The organism is Bacillus weihaiensis (assembly GCF_001889165.1).
Lineage (GTDB): Bacteria > Bacillota > Bacilli > Bacillales > Bacillaceae > Metabacillus > Metabacillus weihaiensis.
In genome coordinates this window covers 539,248-560,166 of the sequence record NZ_CP016020.1, presented here as the reverse complement: position 1 = coordinate 560,166, position 20,919 = coordinate 539,248, and the positions used below count along the sequence as shown (strand labels likewise).

At 36.9% G+C, this 20,919-nt stretch carries 17 protein-coding genes and 1 riboswitch; all 17 genes read right to left on the bottom strand.

Annotation, left to right across the window (positions count from 1 at the left end):
* Window positions 1-65: 65 nt before the first annotated feature.
* The 17 genes from A9C19_RS02610 to A9C19_RS02525 all read right to left on the bottom strand — a co-directional run bounded on the left by A9C19_RS02610 (window position 66) and on the right by A9C19_RS02525 (window position 20,853).
* Window positions 66-758: an ECF transporter S component gene (locus A9C19_RS02610; RefSeq protein ID WP_072578518.1), complete on the bottom strand. Its 693-nt coding sequence runs from the start codon at window positions 756-758 to the stop codon at window positions 66-68.
* Window positions 740-2,395 carry an ABC transporter ATP-binding protein gene (locus A9C19_RS02605; protein WP_072578517.1) on the bottom strand — a complete coding sequence of 552 codons (1,656 nt, stop codon included), beginning with the start codon at window positions 2,393-2,395 and terminating at the stop codon, window positions 740-742. The genes A9C19_RS02610 and A9C19_RS02605 overlap by 19 nt, the downstream gene beginning before the upstream one ends.
* The gene (locus A9C19_RS02600; RefSeq protein WP_072578516.1) at window positions 2,368-3,252 is read right to left on the bottom strand and encodes an energy-coupling factor transporter transmembrane component T; all 885 of its coding nucleotides are present in this window, start codon (window positions 3,250-3,252) and stop codon (window positions 2,368-2,370) included. Before A9C19_RS02600 ends, A9C19_RS02605 begins: the two co-directional genes overlap by 28 nt.
* Complete coding sequence (locus A9C19_RS02595) at window positions 3,252-4,127, bottom strand: DUF4430 domain-containing protein (RefSeq protein WP_072578515.1); 876 nt, start codon at window positions 4,125-4,127, stop codon at window positions 3,252-3,254. The genes A9C19_RS02600 and A9C19_RS02595 overlap by 1 nt, the downstream gene beginning before the upstream one ends.
* Window positions 4,128-4,243: 116 nt before the next feature.
* Window positions 4,244-6,586, bottom strand: a complete 2,343-nt coding sequence (locus tag A9C19_RS02590; RefSeq protein ID WP_072578514.1) for a DUF4430 domain-containing protein — start codon at window positions 6,584-6,586, stop codon at window positions 4,244-4,246.
* Between the two features lie 127 nt (window positions 6,587-6,713).
* Window positions 6,714-6,902: riboswitch (cobalamin riboswitch) on the bottom strand.
* Window positions 6,903-7,236: 334 nt separating this feature from the next.
* Window positions 7,237-7,386, bottom strand: coding sequence for a 50S ribosomal protein L33 (gene rpmG, locus A9C19_RS02585; protein ID WP_072578513.1), 150 nt, complete (start codon window positions 7,384-7,386; stop codon window positions 7,237-7,239).
* Window positions 7,387-7,426: 40 nt separating this feature from the next.
* Window positions 7,427-8,605 (bottom strand): GTP-binding protein, encoded by a 1,179-nt coding sequence (locus tag A9C19_RS02580; RefSeq protein ID WP_072578512.1) that lies wholly within the window; start codon window positions 8,603-8,605, stop codon window positions 7,427-7,429.
* Window position 8,606: 1 nt separating this feature from the next.
* The gene (locus tag A9C19_RS02575; RefSeq protein WP_072578511.1) at window positions 8,607-9,752 is read right to left on the bottom strand and encodes an FAD/NAD(P)-binding protein; all 1,146 of its coding nucleotides are present in this window, start codon (window positions 9,750-9,752) and stop codon (window positions 8,607-8,609) included.
* A gap of 182 nt (window positions 9,753-9,934) precedes the next feature.
* Window positions 9,935-11,158, bottom strand: a complete 1,224-nt coding sequence (locus tag A9C19_RS02570; protein WP_072578510.1) for a coiled-coil domain-containing protein — start codon at window positions 11,156-11,158, stop codon at window positions 9,935-9,937.
* Window positions 11,159-12,658: 1,500 nt separating this feature from the next.
* The gene (locus tag A9C19_RS02560; protein WP_072578508.1) at window positions 12,659-13,018 is read right to left on the bottom strand and encodes a response regulator; all 360 of its coding nucleotides are present in this window, start codon (window positions 13,016-13,018) and stop codon (window positions 12,659-12,661) included.
* 100 nt (window positions 13,019-13,118) lie between these two features.
* Window positions 13,119-13,571 (bottom strand): chemotaxis protein CheX, encoded by a 453-nt coding sequence (locus tag A9C19_RS02555; protein ID WP_072578507.1) that lies wholly within the window; start codon window positions 13,569-13,571, stop codon window positions 13,119-13,121.
* Window positions 13,572-14,037: 466 nt separating this feature from the next.
* The gene (locus A9C19_RS02550; protein ID WP_072578506.1) at window positions 14,038-14,967 is read right to left on the bottom strand and encodes an alpha/beta fold hydrolase; all 930 of its coding nucleotides are present in this window, start codon (window positions 14,965-14,967) and stop codon (window positions 14,038-14,040) included.
* A gap of 184 nt (window positions 14,968-15,151) precedes the next feature.
* Window positions 15,152-16,819: a glycerol-3-phosphate dehydrogenase/oxidase gene (locus A9C19_RS02545; protein ID WP_072578505.1), complete on the bottom strand. Its 1,668-nt coding sequence runs from the start codon at window positions 16,817-16,819 to the stop codon at window positions 15,152-15,154.
* Between the two features lie 248 nt (window positions 16,820-17,067).
* Window positions 17,068-17,619: a glycerol-3-phosphate responsive antiterminator gene (locus tag A9C19_RS02540; RefSeq protein ID WP_072578504.1), complete on the bottom strand. Its 552-nt coding sequence runs from the start codon at window positions 17,617-17,619 to the stop codon at window positions 17,068-17,070.
* A 239-nt stretch (window positions 17,620-17,858) separates the two neighbouring features.
* Window positions 17,859-19,250, bottom strand: a complete 1,392-nt coding sequence (locus A9C19_RS02535; protein WP_072578503.1) for an aldehyde dehydrogenase — start codon at window positions 19,248-19,250, stop codon at window positions 17,859-17,861.
* Between the two features lie 37 nt (window positions 19,251-19,287).
* Window positions 19,288-19,593: an ArsR/SmtB family transcription factor gene (locus tag A9C19_RS02530; RefSeq protein WP_072578502.1), complete on the bottom strand. Its 306-nt coding sequence runs from the start codon at window positions 19,591-19,593 to the stop codon at window positions 19,288-19,290.
* A gap of 222 nt (window positions 19,594-19,815) precedes the next feature.
* Window positions 19,816-20,853, bottom strand: a complete 1,038-nt coding sequence (locus A9C19_RS02525) for a GGDEF domain-containing protein (RefSeq protein WP_072578501.1) — start codon at window positions 20,851-20,853, stop codon at window positions 19,816-19,818.
* Between the last annotated feature and the right edge of the window lie 66 nt (window positions 20,854-20,919).

The following is a 20,919-nucleotide window of genomic DNA, read 5'->3' as shown; positions in this document are numbered from 1 at the left end:
TCGGGTTTCTCATTAACTAAAACACATATGTCCCAGACTCTCCGTCACGACATCTCATGTAAAAATCACGATTCCATTTCTAGCAGTCCATATTTTTTTCGAAAACGCTCCAATATTTTTAGCCAACTTTTAGCAAAGACAAGGAGAAAAAAAATATTAGCAAAAGCATGAGCCAAGTCAAAATAGAAACTTAAACCATAATAAGCGACCACCTGCTCGAAAGTGATGCTATCTCCTAAACTTATTATTTGCCATAGGTTCATCACCCAGCCAAATAGGATCCCTGATAGAAATCCGAAGACAACTTTTCCACTCATACTTTTCATAAAAGATGTATTCCGCAATAACCCTGCCGTCAAACCTATCGTTCCCCAGGCATACATTTGCCATGGTGTCCACGGCCCTTGACCTAAAAATAAATTCGAGACTAGTGCAGCTAGAGCTCCAATAACAAATCCACTTTCTGCACCAAAGGCTAGCGCTGCTACAATAATGACAAATGTCGTCGGTTGAACATTTGGGATGGATGCAAAAGGAATGCGGCTAACTGCAGCAATTGCAGCCATCACAGCAAGTAAAACAAGCTCTCTTCCTGCTACCTTCCTTCTTTCAAATCGGATCATAAATGGGACAAAGGTTAACAGGAGAAAAAGAAAACTCGATAGTAAATAGTAACCTCCTAGAAAAAATGGTAAAGCGATCACTAGGAATGTTGTACAAAGAAAAAGGATGAAAAGAATTATCCCAGAACGTCCCATTTTCCCCTCGCCTCCTCGACTGTTACGATCTCTGGAGCATGACTTCCTCGTGTGATACGATTGCAAACAGTCGTGTAAAATGCATTTCCACTAAAAAAGGTCTTGGAAGGAGCCTCCATCGTAATCTCACCTTGAAACATCATCGCACAACGTGTAGAAAACAAAGCGGCAAATTCGATATCATGCGTAACCATTACTATTGTAACCCCTTGATGTTGAAGGTGTTTTAACAACTTACCGAACTGACGCTTCATCGCCGGATCAAGACCTTTTGTAGGCTCATCAATCAATAAAAGCTTTGGGTTTGCAAGCATCACTCCTGCTAAAGCTGCCTTTTGTATTTCTCCCCCACTCACATCATAAGGATGACGGTTTAGAAGCTGTTCTAATTGAAAAATCTCAATTAATTCTAACCATTTTTTAGGATCTACTATGTTATGATTCGCCAAACTACTTTTAAGCTCTTCTTCAATTGTTTCATGAACAAAGAATAACTTAGGATTTTGAGGCAGGTACCCAATTTGTTTTGGTTGTTGTTTTTTTAGCTTCTTCCCATCAAAGAGAATCGAACCTCTTTGGGGTTTCAACAGACCTGCCATCACTTTTAATAGGGTTGATTTTCCTGTACCATTTGCTCCTACAACGGACAGCCATTCCCCTTCAAAAATAGATAAGGAAAGATCTTGTAAAATTTTCGGTGTACTTTTCGAGTACTGAAAATCGACAGACGTTAAGGACATGAAAGGTTTTGAATAGGTACTAGCTTGCTGTTCATTTTCTTGTTGCTTCTCTGCAATTTCCAACCCATTCAGCCATTGCTTACCTTCCTTCACAGATAAAGGAATCTGTTCATTCCTCTTTCGTCTATCCTGTTCTAAAAAAAGCCGTGCCGAGCTCGGCAAATAATGAACCATTTCAGTCTCTTCTTTACCACCTATGTGTCCTATCACATTACGAGGTGTATCGTAAATCACAAGTTCACCCTTCTCTAGGAATAAGGCTTTATCTGCTAGACCAAAAAGCTCTTCAAGTCTGTGTTCGGCAATAATAATCGTCATGCCAAACTCCTCATTCATTGTTTGCAGCATGGCAATAAACTCACGAGCTGCAATTGGGTCCAGTTGTGCTGTAGGTTCATCTAATAACAGCAGCTTTGGCTCTAACAACAAAACCGAGGCTAAATTCACAAGTTGTTTTTGTCCTCCAGAAAGCTCATGGGTTTTCCGATGTAATAAGCTCTCAATTCCAAAAAAGTGGACAATTTCCGCTACTTTTTTTCTCATTTCTTCTGTAGTAGCTCCCATATTTTCTAAGCCAAATACAAGCTCATCAAGTACATGCTCCATAACGATTTGGTTTTCTGGATCTTGAAACACCATGCCTATATCTCTTATAAGCTGTTCTGATGAATGAGAATGAGATATAAGGTGATTGTCTAAACGTATTTCACCTTCTTTCACGCCATGAGGAGAAATTTCCTTCTTTAATAAACGCAGTAAAGTAGATTTCCCGCTACCTGAAGGACCACATAGGACGATAAATTCCCCACGTTCGACTGTAAATGATAGATTATGCAAGACCTTTTCCGTTTCATCTGGATAGGCAAAACTTACATTTTTCGCGTCCAAAAATGCCATAATATGACCTCCCTTCCCTGTATAATAATTGGAGTTCCAATATACAGACTAAAAGCACCTAGATAAAACCATTCACGGCCTTGAAGTTTCATTGTCTCAAGGACAGGCTCAATCATGAGTACACCATCCCCAAGCCACCATCCTAAAACGCCGATTGAAGCCAATGATACTAGATAAATAATGGCTATTATATCGTAGTTCTTTAGTTTAAATGGGGTATATTTACTTCTATTTTTCAAGCCATATCCTCTAGCAGCCATGGAATCCGCTGTTTGTACCGCTTCTTCAAGAGACCATGTTAACAGGACTTGAACAATGGTGACCCCATGCTTTATGCGATCTTTTTTTCTTCCTTCTGTCACAGATGATCCCTTAGCTTTTTGAACGGTTTCAATCTCAGTTAATCTACGTCTAAGCAATGGAACAAATCTCATTGAAAGCATCGTTAAGAGCGCCCATTGAGGTAACCATTTAGCAAAAAGAAACAAAAACCGATCCGCTGTCACAACAAGCTGATAGGATGCGAACAAAATAAACAGGGTAAATAACGTCAGCCCTGCAATAACTCCTTGTAAAACAGCTTCTAACATGACTGGATTGTCGTTAAGATAAAAAAGGATATGCGTTCCCCGATGGTTAACAAGAGGATTGATTAGAAGGAAAAAAAATGAAATGAATAATAGCATCATAAACCAACTCTTTAACGTTCTCCCTTTATCTAACTGAAGATTAAACAGGATAAGCAGGATAGCTCCAACAAGCAAAAACACCGGATGCTTATAAAGCATGACCAGTGCCGTCGCTCCTACATAAAATAATAGTTGAACAAAAGGATGTAAGGAATGAACTCCTCTCATTACGCTCCATCCTCTTCATAATCAGTCGTATAAATCCACTGAACTTGATCTCCAGCCTTTAATTCGATAGCACCTGCACTACGTTGAATAGTAGAACCGTTGTTTTTCACCGTCCAACCACTTAAAGGTCCTCTATCAAATTCGAACAATCCATCAATTCCTCTTACATAAGCTGTAGAACCACTTCCCGTTACACTTATAGCCTTTCCCTTTGACTTTAGGATCTTTCTTGTGATATCTAATATTGTCTCCCCTTCATTCATTTCAACTGTCGTCTTTGAAAGGATTGTCCCTTTCTTTTCATCACCAACAATTGAAATCGTAACCGTTTTTTTCGGTTCTTCTTTTTTAGGTGGAGGAGTTGGAGTCGGTGCTTGCTTTTCTTCAACCACCGTCGTTTCTTTTTCTGATACTGTGTTTTCTGTTACCTTTTGTTCTTTGACTGTCTGATTGGTTTGTGAGCTTGTTTTTTCTTTTATAGTAGACGATGATTGACTAGTCGTTGATTTACCTTCTGTAGAAGTAGTCGGTTGAGTTGTTTCTTTCTTTTGTTCAGAAGCCTTCTCTGTAAGATTAGTTGCTTGTTCTTCACTACTTGCTATATCTTCTTGTTTATCTTCTTGTTTATCTTCTTGTTTATCTTCTGTCTTTGTTGCTTCTTCTTCACCTTTCTTTTCTTGCTGATCACTTGCGACCGGTAAATCCTCTGTTACCTTCTCATTACTGTCCTCTACATCTTTTTCTACTACTTCTGCAATTTCAGATTCTTTACCTTTTGAATCACTTTCAATGGGAGTGACTGTATCCTTTTCACAGCCCACGATAAAGAAAAAGACCAGTAAAAAAGGAAGGAACCATTTAAATTTATTTATCATGACATGTACCTCCCGTTATATGTTACTACGATACCTCTTATACAGGAAAACGAGGGTAACCCCCATGCGATACTAGTTAAAAATCACATTAATGGGTCACCCTCATTTCGTTACTTTTATGATGTATGACGCCTTTTCATTAGTAGAATACTGCTAGCACCGATTAAGATTAAGATCCCACCGACTGCTAAAAGATTGAATAATGAAGTCGCCGTGTTAGGTAGTGAGTGTCCTGTTAATGTGTCTGATTGAACAGTATCACTTGCTTGTTCCTCATTTGTAGGCTCAGATTCATTCTCTACAGGATTGACGACTAGATCTTCCTCCTGATTGGGCACCTTTACTTCGTCAATTACTTTTTCAAAAACACCGTAAATACTAAAATGCCCAACAGCTGCAGAAACCTCTTTTGTATCTTTATTTACCGTAGTCGGCATTTCTTGAAGCTTTTGACCATTTTCATCTACATGGTAGATTTGAAGAGAGTCCCAATTACCATTATAGCTTCCTAAATCGAAGGATAAAGTAACGAGATAGTTGCCAAAATCATTTATCTCTTGACCATTTGATGTCATTGTAAAGTCTATTAGGTCACTCTTTGCAGCAAGCTTGTCTTTTAACGAGCTAGAAACCTCACCAAAGGAGAAGGTAATATCGGAGCTTACATGAGCTTGAAGCAGAGCAACAGGTACTGATGCTCGAACATTACCATTTGAAAGGACAAGTTGTGATTCATTTGGAAGTGATTCAAGCACCTCTTTACTTAATACAAATGTGTTCGCTTCTTCTGATACAACATAGACATTGTTTTCACCTTTAAATAATTGAGATACACCTGTAACTGTAAAGGTTCCAGCTTCTACCTTTTGTGAAGGAAGTGGGAGCTTAAATAAAGATCCTTTTCCATCTAAAAATAGTTGATATGCGACAATACCTTGATAGCCAATGTAAGAAGAAAACACATCACTCGTTTCTCCACCTTGCCAGTCGAAGCCGCCATCTTTATTTTGGAAGGTAAGTAGGTAATCAACAATATTCATTTCATCCTTTGTAAAATCAATAGAAGCAGAATCGATTCCTAATGCAGACAAAGCAATAATCACAGTTGCTGCAGTAGAGCTATTATTTATCTTTGAGCTTTGATATTGCTCAGTTAAATACCTTACTCCTGCAGTTATTGCCTTTGCTACTTCTTCCTGATCATTATAAGGAGCTAATGCTGTTAAAACCATTCCCGTAGAATCCGCATCACTAGGAGAGGATTTTGACATCCATGACCAGCCACCGTCATCATCATTTTGTTTTTCTAATAATTCATCTATTAAATTTTCACGTGTCCACTTTGCTGAGCTAGGCACATCAAAATCCGCACTATCTAGTGCAATCAATGCATACGCAACACCATTTAAGCCTTGCTTTGTTACATTACCGTTATATATTGACTCTATTAAATTATAGCCTTCAAAGTCTCTAGGGTCCTTCCCAGCAGCTAAAATTCCTAGAGTTAGTTTCTCATAATCTGTTATGTTTGAAAATACACCTTCTGCATCACTTACTTGTGCTCTAAGCCCTTTGTAGTAGGAATATGGCAACGTTTCTCCTGCTTGCTTTAAAGCAACAGCTTGCCACTCTGCAACGTCATTTGAGAGGATGTATTTGTTAGCTAACGTTAACGCCCTGTCAAATGTATTTTTATCGATTTTGGGAGTGCTTTGATTTTCTTCCAATTCTGTTGATTCTTCTGGTATTTCTGCTTCCCATGTTTCATACTTTACTGTGATCTTATCACCGTTTTGTAGCTTATATCCATTTAGACCTACTTCAGCCGCTTCGTCATTAATATAAAATGCCCAGTAGCTGTTACCTTCCATTGCAACACCGTTAATAGCATTGACGAAAACATCATTCCCGTAATAAGTTACCTCAAGATTCTCTGCTCCTACTAATAATTTTACTAAGTCAAAAGCAGTTGGCTCATCAAAAAAAGATGATGGATAATATTCTGTTTCTTCATCACCATTCATTACTTTAAGATTTACGACATTTTCAGATGGTTCCATATAATCTATATACTGAAAGCTTATAGAGTCACCATCTTGTAATGTATAAGATTGTGCTCCAACTGGAGAAGAGATTCCATTCACATAAAATGCCCAATAGAATGACTCATCATCGCTAGGCTTAACTCCATTAATCCCTACGATCATCTCACCAGCTGAAGTAGATTCTGTTTCTACATTCTCTTTACCAATAGCATTAACAAGCACATCATAGGCTGTTTTACCTTCCATCTTTTCAAAGCTCTGTTTCTCAAGAAGAACATCTTCTTCACCAACAATCGTTATTGTTTCTTTTTTTACATTCGCTTCTTGCGCACTTGCAGTTGGGTGAAGCGTTCCAGCTAGTACAGAAAAAACAAGTAAAAAAGATAATACCGATAATTTCAATTGTTTTAACACCGCAATCTCTCTCCTTTTCTCTTTTCAGGTATAAAAAAAACCCCTACGAAGGAGAATTGTGTTGTAAGAAAGGCAGGCATACTCATGAACCGTTCCCTCTTAACACCATCCTATCCGCGTAGTTATTTGGTGTAATAAAAAACAGGCAGGTCTCCTGGCTCATGATCAACACATTTCACACCCTTCCCATTCATTACGAACAGTGGTTTTGTGAAATGCTCCCATTTACAGTGGCGGGACCGCGCCGGGCTCTCACCGGTCTTCCCTTTTCATGATAGAAAATGACTAACTATCAACCTATTTTTTTCTTATCCTATTTTATCTCCTTAATGATAGTTTAGCTCATAGAGGATGTCAATCATTGTCGCATTTTCAAAACGGATGTACCATTGGTACTTCTTTATAGGACGCCCAAGCTTCACATTCTTTCTAGGTGTTCCTAGCTTACCCCTCATAAGCTCAGGACGTCTTGCTCAGTACCGGGCAGTAAGACGGTTAAAAAAGAGAAGGTGTTCTTGCTTATGAACTCGAGGGGCTAGACGCTGAAGCTGGATGTCGAAGCACTTATCCACAAGCGATGCATGGTATCGTTTCCTAAACAATAAAAAAAGCTATGGAAGAAAATGTGTCTACCATAGCTCCAAAATATTTTATTTTGTTTCTCTGTGCAAGGTTTTCTTCTTTAAACGTGGACAATATTTCATTAATTCAATTCGATCTGGGTTGTTACGTTTATTTTTTGTTGTGATATAATTACGATCTCCTGTTTCCGTGCAAGCTAACGTTATTTTTACTCTCATTATTTATATCTCCTATCTGGTTATTTTTTTATATAGTAGCCTAACTAAAGGCAGGTAATCGATCATGGAATAGCGTCCAATCCTGTTTCATTTCCTCTTCGGTTAATAAGCAAGTATCTAATGAATCAACTAGTTCCTTCTGCTTCATATCAATACCTATCATGACAAGCTCTGTCATTCGATCACCATAAACTTCATTCCACTTCTTCCGTAGATCAGGTTCTTGCTGCACAATTTCTTTCTGCTCCTCAATTGAATACGTTGCCACCCACTCTCCAGCTCCTTGAATGGTGATAGAAGGACCTGCTTGTGAAAGTAAACCTGTTGTTTCATTTCTTGATGCTAGCCAAAAGAAGCCTTTTGCCCTCACTACATCCACAGGCCAATTTTCAAGCCATGTCATAAATCTCTCTGGATGGAAAGGTCGTTGTCTCTTATAGACAAATGAAGTAACACCATATTCTTCTGTTTCAGGAATATGCTCTTGCATAAGCTCCTTTATCCAGCCTGCAGCCTGACTAGCTTTTTCAAAATCAAATAAATTCGTATCCATTATTTCATCTATCTCAATCCTCGCAAACGAGCTTTCTAAAATTTTCGCTTCAGGATTAAGCTTACTCACAACATCTCTTAATTCTTGAATATCTTCCTTCTCAACAAGGTCTACCTTATTTAAGACAATAATATCTGCAAATTCAATTTGATCAATTAATAAGTCAACAATCTCGCGATGATCATTTTCATTTGTTGCTTGCTTTCGATCTAACAATGTTTCTCCTGATGCGAAATCATGCCAAAATCGGTATGCGTCAACTACTGTTACCATCGCGTCAAGCTTACATATCTCAGATAAATGAATTCCTACCTCCTCATCCTCATAAATAAATGTTTGCGCTACAGGAATTGGTTCTGAAATCCCGGTAGATTCAATGATGATATAGTCTAGATCCCCTTTATCTACCAGCTTTTTCACTTCAACGATTAAATCTTCTCTAAGGGTGCAACAAATACATCCATTTTGAAGCTCTACAAGTTTTTCTTCTGTTTGAGAGAATGCACCTTGTTTTATGAGAGATGCATCAACATTTATTTCGCCCATATCATTCACGATAACAGCTATTTTTTTAGTATCTTGATTTGTTAAAAGATGCGTTAACAAAGTGGTTTTACCTGAGCCTAGATAGCCACTTAGTACTGTGACTGGTATTCTTCTATTCATACTATCCCTCTTTATATTCGTAACGATTACGATTTAGTTTGTGTACGTTGACGATTCTTTCCGCAGCATGTCTAGCTCCAGATATATTCCTAGCAATAGGACCAATCTCTAATTCCGCCAATGCTCCCATGACATGTAAGCAAGGCGCCCACTCTAAGCCTTCTGATACCAACGGATAGCCACATTCAGAGCAAGGTAGATTTTCTGCTTGAATAAGATGAGACAGAATAGCTTTCTGCTTCAATCGATACTGAAAACCGGTAGCAAAAATGGTGGTTCCTTCTTTATCGATAGATTCCCTTTCATCATTTTCTATCAGTTGAAGGGATAGTTTACGATCTTGTATAAGCCTTTTTACCTTTCTATAAAGCTCACCTGTAACAGAACCTCGATTTCTGGCTTGTTGGATAACCTCTCTTCGCCTTTGATCGGAATCTAACTTATGAAAGTCAGTTAAAAGCTTTGGTCCTAACCAGCCTGGATCACTATCAAAATCTTTTACTCGAAAAGAATGTCTCATTTGAAGGGTAACTTTTCCAGGATACATAGACGCAAGTTTTATGACTAGATGGGCCGCGGTAATCCCTCCTCCAACAACCGTAACAGGAAGTGGAATGGTCGTTACATCTAGTCTCGGATCAAACACATGGTAGCAATGATTATTTTCTTTTAGTGAGCTAGGAATTTCAGTACATTCGGCTATATTTAAAGCCAAAATAAGATGCTTACATATAATGATTCTCTCTGATGATAATTGAATTTCCCACCCCTCATTTATCCGTTTAATCTTTTTGGCTGTTCCCTTTAACCAGGCTTTGTTCATTTCTACTTCTTTTAAAATCTCTTCACTATGATCGTTAAAAAGTTGTAAACCTGGCCTTTTATAAGGTCCAAAAAATCTTTCACTAAGATTCTTGCTTTTAGCGTACTTTTGTAGGCTGTATGGATTAACGTCTATATGATGAACTGATGGAGAGCGTAAAAATTCCATACCGATTTGTTTTGTTCTCCACTTCCACTCCATAAGTGGTTCTTCATGAGGGTCAATTATCATTAAATCGTGGATTGATACAATATTATGTTTAATTAAATATGTAGCAGCCGTACATCCCTGAATTCCGCCTCCAATAATTACCCATTCCTTCAATTTATATCCCTCTCACAAAACGTAATTATTACGATTTGTATTTTAAACGATAACTACTCATTTTGCAAGAAGCTTTTAAGGTTTTATTTTTTTTTGTAAGGGTAGTAGTTAATTATGAAGGATTAGAAGATAACCCCTTCATAATAAAAAAGAGCTAACCCGTAGGCTAGCCCTTGAATATCTTATAAACTTACTCTCACAACTCTACCGTTAAATTTGTTTGCCCAATATCCACTAGACATATTAGCAATCGCAACACCCGTTGAGCTTTGAGAACCGATAAATTTGCCGCCACCTACATAAATACCAACATGTCCGTCTGTTTTATAGGTGTTAAAGAAAACAAGATCTCCAGGTTGCATTTGATTTGTTGGAACCTGTTTACCTGCATACTTTAATGAATCTGTTGAAGCCCCTACACTTACTCCAACTGTAGAGAATGCCCAATGTACAAAACCTGAACAGTCAAATCGTCCATTTGCAACATCGTATGAATTTCGACCTCCACCAAATACATAAACGGAGTTACCGATATATTTATATCCAGCTGTAATCAAATCATTCACAGTACCATTAGGGTTAACCGGAGTGCTTGCAACAGTAGACGTTTTGTTACTATCTGCTTTTTTACCACTTGCTAATTCTACTTGTGTTGAACTTCCTTCATTAGAAGAACTTACAGCTTGAGCTGTACTTGCTTCTTGAAGTGCTAAGTTCGCATCTTTTTGCTTTAAGCTATTTTTTGCTGCAGCTACTGCTGTCTCTTCATTCTTCAATTCTTCTTTTAACTGATCATTCTCTTCTTTTTGCTGTAACGTAAGTTCTTGCATCCCAACTAGTTCCTCTTTTAAATTAGTTAAGTCAGCAAGCTTCTTTACTTTCGTTGCTTTTTTCTCTGATAAGGTACTTTGATCAGCTTCATGCTCTTCTAGTAAGTTTTTATCTGCTTCAACAATTTTCCCAACTGCAATAGCACGGTTAACAAAATCACTAAAACTAGATGAACCGACTAGTACATCAAAATAGTCTATATTTCCACCACTATGTTGAAAAGAGACGGCACGTTGCTTTAAAATTTCTGTTCTTTCTTTAATCGACTTCTCTAAAACAGAAATTTCATCTTCCATCTTTGTAATTTCATCATTAGCTGAATTTATATCTTGTTCCGTTTGTTTAATTTTTTTATTGTTTTCAGCGACCGCTTGGTCAACTCGTTTAATTTGCTCATTAAGCTTAGCAAGCTCTTCCTGAACTTCTTTTAGCTCTTGATCTGCGTTCTTAATTTCTTTTTGAATTTCGGTACGTTGTTGCTGAATAGTTTCTGCCTTAACTGAAGGAATAGCAAATGAACTCCCTAAACCAATCATGACTGCTAGATTCACGATTATTAGTTTCTTTTTCGACATCCTTTTCCCCTACTTTCCATGTTCTCTCTATTAATAAATAACTAGTATATCTTCATATCAATCATGCTACTATGTATCTATTTATCTTTCATACTTTTTGCTTATTTGCCACAATTAGAAGTATATCATCAAAAAATGACAATTGTGTGTTGATAATATTACAATTATATTTCATAAGTAACAAAACACCTTGAATTTCTCCCCTTTTTTAGGGACAAGTTCAACTCTACCATAGAAAAGCATTCAATTCTAGTTATTTTTCTGTTTGTTGGAAGAGCTTTCAAGTGATTACTATGAATTAGTTCCTATAGAAGAATAATTATTCCGCTATTATGTTAGGGTTCTATTTGTCTTGCTTTCTTTATTTTTGTATAGGTAAAATCTACTTTCTCACACTTTGTGCCTAATCATTTAAATGACAAATACTACCTGGGCTAGATGAAAAAAATGATAAGGTGAAGAGGAATCATTCATAGGATAAAAATGATGTTTTATGACAAGTGGTCGTAGTTTTTAACTAATATTCACCACATACATAAGACTTCTTAAACCAATTTTGCTTCTTTATTAATAGAGGCTGGGACAAAACAAAGAGCCAGGCACCCTCCGATACAATCTATTGTGTGCACTAGATAAATCAGTGCGTACATATAGTCGTTACGATAAGGTGCCAGGCACTTCTGTCCCAGCCTCGTTAAAATTTACATATAAATCCTTATCCTTAACTACAATTAGTGGACACTAGGTACTTATTAGCTGGAAATTGGGTAGAAACCAATTATTCTGTAACCGTCTCATTCTTACATGTATCTATTAAATGGGGGTAATAGTCCCTTTCTGCTTTCATTTTCATAGGTGAATGGATGGGATTTCTTTCCATCCTTCTCTTAGTTTTTAGTATTAATCTGATTTATTTCACAAATATAGTCTTTATTGATATGCCATGGAAAGAACTGACTACATTACCTTTCATTAACTCTATTCTTCTCGTTTTATGTATTGGTATCATCTGTTTCTTCTATATAAAGAATTTAACAGGTAACAGAACCTATAAAAAAATTAAAGAAGCTATTTTGGGGACTTTGTTTGGAGTAAACACGTTAAGTTGTGTTCTTTGGTTAAGTCTTAGTTACTCTCACATTCCTTCTGATTCATTCATTTTACTGATTAGTGTTATCTTTGTTAGTGCTGCTTTAACTGTTCAAGTGACCAGAAGATCTCAGAAAAATAAATAAAAAAACAGGCTATATCTTGATAGGTAGACTTACGGTGAACAGTAAGGATTCAGTCAGGAGGCTTACTCCGCGTATCCGGCTTTGAGGTCTCAGCCTTTCCTCTACCTACACTCAATTAACTAGCATTGAACAATAGTATGCAAACAAAAGCAAAAAAACCCGAGCGAAAGGTAAGATATTGATTAAAATATCACCTAATTGCTCGGGTTTACTAATGACTGAAGTCCTTATCTCCCAGCCCCATTTTAACCCAGCTTATTCACGATTACGAGGATAGCTTATCTAGTGCTTCCACAATACGTTCAGGTGAGAATGGTTTCACTAAGAAATCCTTTGCACCTGCTTGAATCGCTTCTACGACCATTTGTTGTTGTCCCATTGCAGAACACATAATAACCGTCGCATTCGGATCTACTGCTTTAATGCCTCTAACAGCTTGAACACCATCCATTACTGGCATAGTAATATCCATTGTCACAATATCTGGCATTAACTCTTTGTATTTTTCAATCGCTACTTCCCCATTCTCAGCTTCTCCAACCACTTCATGCCCAGCCTTGCTGATTATATCTTTTAGTTGCATTCTCATAAATGCAGCATCATCTGTAATTAATATTCTTGCCATCTCTACGGCCCCTTTCCTTCTTAGTGTAGGTGCCTGGCCCCCACTTCGCTAAAGCGGTAAAGATTCGCGTTTCTAAGGGTCAATTCCTACACTATTATCTTTAATCTATTAAAATAGCAACGTATAGCTTTTCTTGGTTATCAAATAAAATGGAAAGCTGATAGGCTTCTTTAAAACCTGAGATCGAGGAATTACCATCCATAATTGTTGGAGCAGTTATATCAATTACTATGTCTTTAGTTGATACATACGTGCATAAGCCCCCAGAAATCATGTTTCCAAGCTCACCAGTGAAGGACTTTAGCATATCCCCTTCAAGAGCCATTCCGAACATCATTTCTCCTAAAGCACGAAATAGGGAGAGATCTCCTTTATAGAGGATTTTTCCTTTCATAGCTCCTGTAACTCCTACAAGTACTCCATATTGAATGGAAATTTCAGATGAGATAGGATTCATTTTTACATCTTTTTGTTGTAATGGTACTACTTGCTCTAGAGCATGAACTACTCCGCTTTGGAGTATGTGGAAATTATCTGAAATAGTAGTTGTCATTATGACCCTCCACCCTTTAGGATTAAATCTATTCTTTATTTATGGCTGTTATCGCATAGATTGTTTTTAGTGAAAATCCCAAGTGCCGGATTTCCAACTAATGTACAGGGTTTTTTCTCGCTGTATTCGGGTACTAGCTTCTTTCTTTCTTGTGAAAAATGACTATATTTTCTTACATTTATATTGAATAGCAACAAAGTTTAAGAAAAGAGCATGATTTATAGTCTCTTAATAGGCTGTCCCATACATTCAAGCACTTAGATTCATCTCAACAGCAAAGTGATTTTCTCCTATACCTATATTAGGTAAGTTATTTATACTAATATTATTTTGAGTTGAACTAGTTTAATATACCTAGTAAAAAATACTCCACTACTCACTATAGTACAACATTCCTAGTCTTCTCTCTACATTATCATAAAAAAAGAATGAAAAATGTTGAATTTTTTCATTCTTAAAGATCAACTTATTTGATGATTTTTTCACTTAACCAACGATAAATATCCTCCATAACCTCGTCTTTATTTAATTCATTTAGCATTTCATGTCGACCCTCTGGGTAAAAAGTGTATGTAACATCCTTTATCCCATTCGCTTTCAACTGGTTGACTACTTGCATAACTCCTTTTGTATCATGACCAATTGGATCATGCTCACCACTAAATACATAAAACGGTAGATCCTTATTTCCCTTTTTCACCTCGGAATCTTTATGAATTAATTCTAAGCCGTGCATTAAATCATAGAAAAAGGTGGAAGTACCAACAAATCCACAATATGGATCGTTACAATATTTCCCTACTTCTGCTTCATCTCGAGTCAACCAGTCATACTCCGTTTTTGCCCCTTTAACCTTTTTATTATTGGAGCCAAACACAAGCTTGCTTAGGAGATGACTTTCTGCTTTTTTCCCTCGTTTTTTCATTTGAGATTTTGCTAGTATTTTCGCTAGCTTACCCGATATTCCAGGATTCCCACCAGTTCCTGACAAAATAACACCGTCAACACCACTTTGAAAGCGCTGCACAAATCGTCTAACCAGAAATGAACCCATACTATGCCCCATTAAATATATCGGAATGTTAGGGTACTTCTTATGAATGTACTCATTAACCTCTTTTAAATCCTCCGTTACTCTTTCAAACCCATTTTCTTCTGCAAAAAAACCTATTGCATTCATACGTTCACCAGTTTGCCCATGTCCGCGGTGATCATTCCCAATTAAAAAAATCCCATGTTCAAGTAAAAACTGTCCGAATAACTCATACCGTTCAATATGTTCGGCCATCCCATGGGCTAATTGTAAAATAGCAATAGGCTCCCCTTCATTCTTTACCCATTCCCTTACAAAAATTTCTTGGCCATCAGACATTGTCAACCAGGTCGTATTCTCCATATCTTTTTCCTCCACCTTTTCTGTAGTTTAGTTTAGTAAGGTAGATCTCTCATTAAAACGTTAAATCCCCTAGAAACCTTTTTCTTACGTTTTCCTTATTCTATCGTTTTCTCAATCGATTGTATAAGAAAAAAGCTAGACACTCTCGTCTAACTTTTCCTTATCTTACCTCTTCGTTTTTAACCTATTTTTTAAAATCAACCGGTACGACTGCATCTTCTATTTCTTTCTCTAATTGACCAGTATATTCTTGTTTTTGTTCAGGAGTCCAGCTTAATTTCTCAGCCATCTCGTCAATGACAGCCTCTTTCCACTCTCTCACAAAATCAATATGAAAGAATAAAGCTCCTGTGCGTCTAATGAAGAAATCTACAGGCTTAGAAACCATTTCATTCTCAATTGAATACATTAGCTGAGCAAATACAACTCTTGAAAGCTTGCTATCTTCTTTGTCATATTGCTTACCATATTCAAAAAGCTTCTCAACATTCGACCCATACATTGCAGCAAGCTTGCGTCCTTCTTCCGTAGTAAATCCAAAAGAACTTGCTTCGTTTTCTTTTTTAGATAGAAACGAAGGATATCCTTTTGAACCTCCAACATTCCCTCCGGAAATTGGATAAGACTTCGTCATAGAGCTTTTATATGTTACTGTTGAGTCCTTCTCTGTTAAGCGATTTGAAACAAGATCAACTACAGATTCTGCCATTTTTCTATAACCTGTCAGCTTTCCACCGGCAATGGTAATCAGTCCACTATCTCCTTCCCAAATTTCATCTTTTCTAGAAATTTCAGAAGGATCCTTCCCTTCTTCATAGATAAGCGGACGAACACCAGCCCAGCTTGATTCTACATCTTTTTCTGTAACCTTTACGTTCGGGAACATATAGTGAATAGCCTTTAGAATATAATCTCGATCTTCTGCCAACATTTTTGGACTTGAAATATCTGTATCATAAAAAGTATCTGTTGTTCCTACATAAGCTTTTCCATCTCTCGGTACTGCAAATACCATTCTGCCATCAGGCGTATCAAAGTAGATAGCTTGCTGTAAAGGGAAGACTGATTGATCAATAACTAAATGAACACCTTTTGTCAGGCGAAGCTTCTTATTATTTTTAGAGTAGTCCTTATTTCGTACCTCATCAACCCATGGACCTGACGCATTTATAACGGTTTTCGCCGACACTGTAAATTCGTTGTTCGCAATTAAATCCTTCACTTTAACGCCAACAACCTTTTTTTGATCGTCATACAGTAATTCTTCTGCTTTCGTATAATTTATAACGGTTGCTCCATTATCAACGGCCGCTTTCATGACTTCAATTGTTAACCTTGCATCATCTGTTCGATACTCAACATAGTAGCCTCCACCCTTTAAATTGTCTTTTTTCAAAAGAGGCTCTTTTGCTAATGTATCTTGCGCAGATAACATTTTTCTTCTCTCGGACCTTTTAACCCCCGCCAAGAAATCATACACTCGTAAACCAATTGAAGTAGATAGTGGACCGAACGTTCCTCCTTTGTGCATTGGAAGAAGCATCCATTCTGGAGTTGTAACGTGTGGACCATTTTCATACACAATTTCACGTTCTTTTCCTACTTCAGCAACTAGACCCACTTGAAATTGTTTTAAGTATCGTAAGCCACCGTGAACAAGCTTCGTTGATCGGCTTGACGTGCCAGCTGCGAAATCCTGCATTTCGACAACCGCAACCTTCATTCCACGTAAAGATGCATCTAAAGCAATACCTGCACCTGTAATTCCTCCACCAATTACTAGCATATCAAAGTTTGTTGAACTTAATTTATTTAGCTGTTCTGCTCTATTTAGACTAGAGAATTTCCCCATTTTATAAGCCTCCATTTTTTAGGAAACGAAAAAAAAGAGACCAAAACTAACATTATAACGAATATAATGTAGTTTGGTCTCTCCTTGTCTCCAACCGAATATATTAACTTGAGTTCATTATAGCACTAGATGTTTTGTTTTAAAAGGATTTGTTTTTATTTCTACATTTTGTTTGTATGTTGTAACTTGAAATGTAAGGCTAAGACTCCATGTAAGGCATAAGATTCCTTCAAGAAGAATGACTCGTCTTAATGACTTTCTTTAAAAGAATTCCATAGTTCTTTATTAGAGGTTGTGATGCCATCTGCTCCGGCATCTAGTGCTTCCTCTACCATCTTAGCAGAACGAATTAATCCTCCTGCTAAAATTTTCGTGTTCGTTCTTTCTTTCACTTCTTTAATCATCCAAGGCATTGCACCTGGGAGAACTTCAATATAGTCTGGCTTTGTTTTTTCAACTAACCGGTAGCTCCTCTCAAGTGCATGTGAATCAATTAGAAACATTCGTTGAATAGCGACAACACCCTTTTGCTTGGCTTTCATAATCACAGCTGATTTAGTTGAAATGAGCCCATATGGTTTATATTCCTGACAAATATACTCCGTAGCATAGTCATCATTTTTCAGCCCATGTATTAAGTCTACATGATAAATAATCTTTTTTTTATATTGCTTAGAAAGCTGATAAATATGAGTAAGCTGTGAGATATGAGTCTCAAGGAATACACCAATTTCATACTCACTGTCTAAAAACTTTTCAAATTGTTTCATTGAAGAAAAGGCTGGTAAAATTTTTTGCATCAAATCATCCTCATTTCTTTTCGATCCATCGTAAACGCTTTTTGACACAGGATTGAATTGATAAGTACGTCTTAAATTTATCATAAGTAACCAAATGATTGTATAAAATCATCAGTGAAAAATGGATGGACTTTTCAACAGATAGCTCCAAAAAGCCTTATTGAATACAGTGTGCACTCTCCTGACCTTTTCCATCAAGATAAAAAAGAGAATGCCTCATAAGACATCCTCGGTCAGCTTTACTTCATAAGCTTTTTCATTGTAGCTAAACCTTTTTTTGCATTCGGATAGCGGAAGCTAAAATCGAATAGGTTCGTTTGTTTTAAGATACTTTTCGTGTGGGTGAAGGCATGGAAGCTTGATTCACCGTGATAGCTACCGATTCCGCTTTCTCCTACACCGCCAAATGGTAGGTGAGGTGTAGCAATATGCATTAACGTATCATTAACACAGCCACCACCAAATGAGATTGTTTCAAGGACCTGATCCTCAATTGTTTGAGATGTTGTAAATAAATACAAAGCGAGTGGCTTTGGACGACTTGTTACAAAATTAATGACTTCTTGGATATGTTCATATTCTAAAATTGGAAAAATTGGTCCAAAGATTTCATCCGTCATGACAGGTGTTTCCATACTGTATGGGAATAGTAAGGTTGGCTCCATTTTTTGCTTTTCACGGTTTAGACGCCCACCATGCAGGATTTCTCCATCTTGTAAATAGCTAGCTAACCGGTCAAAATGCTTCTCGTTGACAATCTTAACAAATTCTTCATTCTCAATAGGATTTTCTCCATAAAAATCTGAGATGACCTTTTTAAACTCATCAATAAAAGCATGCTTTACCTTTTTGTGAATGTACACATAATCAGGTGCAATACACGTTTGTCCTGCATTCATTAATTTACCGAAAGCAATCCGTTTAGCGGCTAATTCTAGATTTGCCGTTTCATCTATGATACAAGGACTTTTACCTCCGAGCTCTAATGTAATCGGTATTAATCTCTTTGAAGCTGCCTCCATGACAATCTTTCCAACAGGAACACTTCCTGTAAAGAAGATATAATCAAAAGGCTGGTCTAATAAATGAGTAGTAGTATCAACCCCACCTTCTAAAACTGAAATATAGGAGGGATCGAACGTATCAGAAATAAGCTTTGTTATTAAGTTAGATGTATGTGGCGTTAATTCAGATGGCTTAAGTATCGCTGTATTTCCACCTGCTATTGCTCCGATTAACGGTGCAAGCTGGAGCTGGAATGGGTAATTCCAAGGAGCTATGATTAAGGTTACACCATAGGGCTCACTAATTGTGTAGCCTTTAGATCCTATATGTGTTTTGGCTGTTTTTACTTTTTTCGGCTTCATCCATTTAGCTAGCTGCTTCTTTGTATAGCGAATTTCTTCTAATAAGAACCCCACTTCTGTTACATACGCTTCCTTTTCCGATTTATTCAAATCTTTCTTAAGTGCTTGTAGAATCCTCTCTTCATTCGTCCGAATTAAATCAGCAAGTTTATCTAGCATTTCTAGTCGGAAATCTAATGCCCTTGTATGATTACTTCTAAAATAAGCCTTTTGATCTCTCACATGTTTTTCGATTGTTTCTAGGGGCTGTTCAAAGATAGTCATGTGGTTGTTTGCCTCCCTCTAAAATGGTATGAGCATTTTAAATACATTCATCTTCTACTAGTTTTAGTAGCTTTTTCAATTGCTCGACTGATTGTTCTAATGAAAGGGAATAAATGCGTTGTGTCCCCTTCTGTTCTATTACCACAAGATCCGCCTGACGTAACACTTTTAAATGGTGAGAGATGGCTGGTCTTGATAATGGTGAATGCTCTGTAATTTCATTTACTGTTAGCTTTTCCTTTTCTGCTAACAATAAAATAATGTCTTGACGATATTCATCCCCTAATGCTTGAAAGAGGGGGATACATGCTCTAAAACGTTCAATTGGAGATCCTGAAGACATAAAATACCCCCTTATTTTTAAATGTTTAAAATCTTAAACACAATATACAGGTTCATAGATTCCAAGTCAAATGCTGTACAAGAGTACTTTTTTCTCAAAAAATAGTCAATTTAGGTATTCTTAAAATAAGGCGAAAATAAAAACAATCCTATGGTTAATGTAATAACCTGGATTGTTTCGCTTTTTTATATAGGTCTGACAATCTTCTTCCAAAGTGAGCGGTTACAATGATGGGTCAAATTCCTTAACTGCATTCCTTCCCGCATTCTTTGCTTCGTATAAAGCTAAATCAGCTTTTTCTACAAGTGTTTCAATTGAATCAACACCATTTGAATGAGCAATTCCAAAGCTAGACGTTACACTGCCTACATTCTTAAATGAGTGCATTTCAATTCGAATTCGAAGCCGTTCAGCTAGTTGAACGGCACTAGTTGGCGGGATATTTTCTGCAACAATGATAAATTCCTCTCCCCCCCACCTTGCAAAAAGATCGTTCTGTCTAATACATTCTTGAATGATAACGGCAACTTCCTGGAGTACATAATCTCCAGTTAAATGGCCGTGTTCATCATTTATCTCTTTAAAATAATCGAGGTCAAAGAAGATAACGGAAACCCTTTTGTTTGTCATTACTTTGAATTCTTCAAATTTCTTATAAACAGCACGTCTATTCTTAAGTTTCGTTAAGCTATCTTGGTAAGCCATCTTTTCCAGCAGCTCTGTCTTTGAATAAATATTAAATAAATTACGAGCAAATACTAGAAATAAAATATAGACAAATGTGGCCACTTGATAATGAATAATAGATAGAATCGCTTCACTGGAAAGGTGTTGAAAATGAAAAATACCAATTAAAAACGTTAAAGTCCATAATCCAAATGAAAAGAATAAACTCTTTCTTTTCGGGAGTGTGATAAAAATATAAATATACATAAGTGGAGTCCACAGTGCACCTTCACCAACAGTAGTTGCGTGGGACTCAGACATTTTAATAGCAACGACCAAATAGGTAATGGTTAAGTGCACACAGCTTATTAAAATCAAGTTTGTCAGTTCAACAATTTTTAAATAGATTTGCTTATATAAAAATAGCCAAGTAAAACTATAAAAAAGAGTGAGGCTTACAAATAATGAACGATTCATGGTAGTTAACTCTGTCCATTGAAGTAAACTTAAAATTAGAACGAGAATAATAAGTGGAATAATGGATAAATAGAACTTTCTTTTTATTCGATTAAATTTTACGAGGTGATTAGACACTATTTCTCAGCTCCTTACTGTCACGGTACAGCTAGACCCTTCGTTTATTCCACTATTACTAGAAGA

What these genes read in the sequence shown, in the direction of transcription:
- A9C19_RS02530 (WP_072578502.1), bottom strand. Translation starts at nt 19,593, where the DNA reads ATGTCTTCAGGATCTCCAATTGAACGTTTTAGAGCATGTATCCCCCTC.
- A9C19_RS02535 (WP_072578503.1), bottom strand. Translation starts at nt 19,250, where the DNA reads ATGACTATCTTTGAACAGCCCCTAGAAACAATCGAAAAACATGTGAGA.
- A9C19_RS02555 (WP_072578507.1), bottom strand. Translation starts at nt 13,571, where the DNA reads ATGACAACTACTATTTCAGATAATTTCCACATACTCCAAAGCGGAGTA.
- A9C19_RS02595 (WP_072578515.1), bottom strand. Translation starts at nt 4,127, where the DNA reads ATGATAAATAAATTTAAATGGTTCCTTCCTTTTTTACTGGTCTTTTTC.
- A9C19_RS02545 (WP_072578505.1), bottom strand. Translation starts at nt 16,819, where the DNA reads ATGGGGAAATTCTCTAGTCTAAATAGAGCAGAACAGCTAAATAAATTA.
- A9C19_RS02540 (WP_072578504.1), bottom strand. Translation starts at nt 17,619, where the DNA reads ATGCAAAAAATTTTACCAGCCTTTTCTTCAATGAAACAATTTGAAAAG.
- A9C19_RS02560 (WP_072578508.1), bottom strand. Translation starts at nt 13,018, where the DNA reads ATGGCAAGAATATTAATTACAGATGATGCTGCATTTATGAGAATGCAA.
- A9C19_RS02605 (WP_072578517.1), bottom strand. Translation starts at nt 2,395, where the DNA reads ATGGCATTTTTGGACGCGAAAAATGTAAGTTTTGCCTATCCAGATGAA.
- A9C19_RS02580 (WP_072578512.1), bottom strand. Translation starts at nt 8,605, where the DNA reads ATGAATAGAAGAATACCAGTCACAGTACTAAGTGGCTATCTAGGCTCA.
- A9C19_RS02600 (WP_072578516.1), bottom strand. Translation starts at nt 3,252, where the DNA reads ATGAGAGGAGTTCATTCCTTACATCCTTTTGTTCAACTATTATTTTAT.
- rpmG (WP_072578513.1), bottom strand. Translation starts at nt 7,386, where the DNA reads ATGAGAGTAAAAATAACGTTAGCTTGCACGGAAACAGGAGATCGTAAT.
- A9C19_RS02570 (WP_072578510.1), bottom strand. Translation starts at nt 11,158, where the DNA reads ATGTCGAAAAAGAAACTAATAATCGTGAATCTAGCAGTCATGATTGGT.
- A9C19_RS02610 (WP_072578518.1), bottom strand. Translation starts at nt 758, where the DNA reads ATGGGACGTTCTGGGATAATTCTTTTCATCCTTTTTCTTTGTACAACA.
- A9C19_RS02550 (WP_072578506.1), bottom strand. Translation starts at nt 14,967, where the DNA reads ATGGAGAATACGACCTGGTTGACAATGTCTGATGGCCAAGAAATTTTT.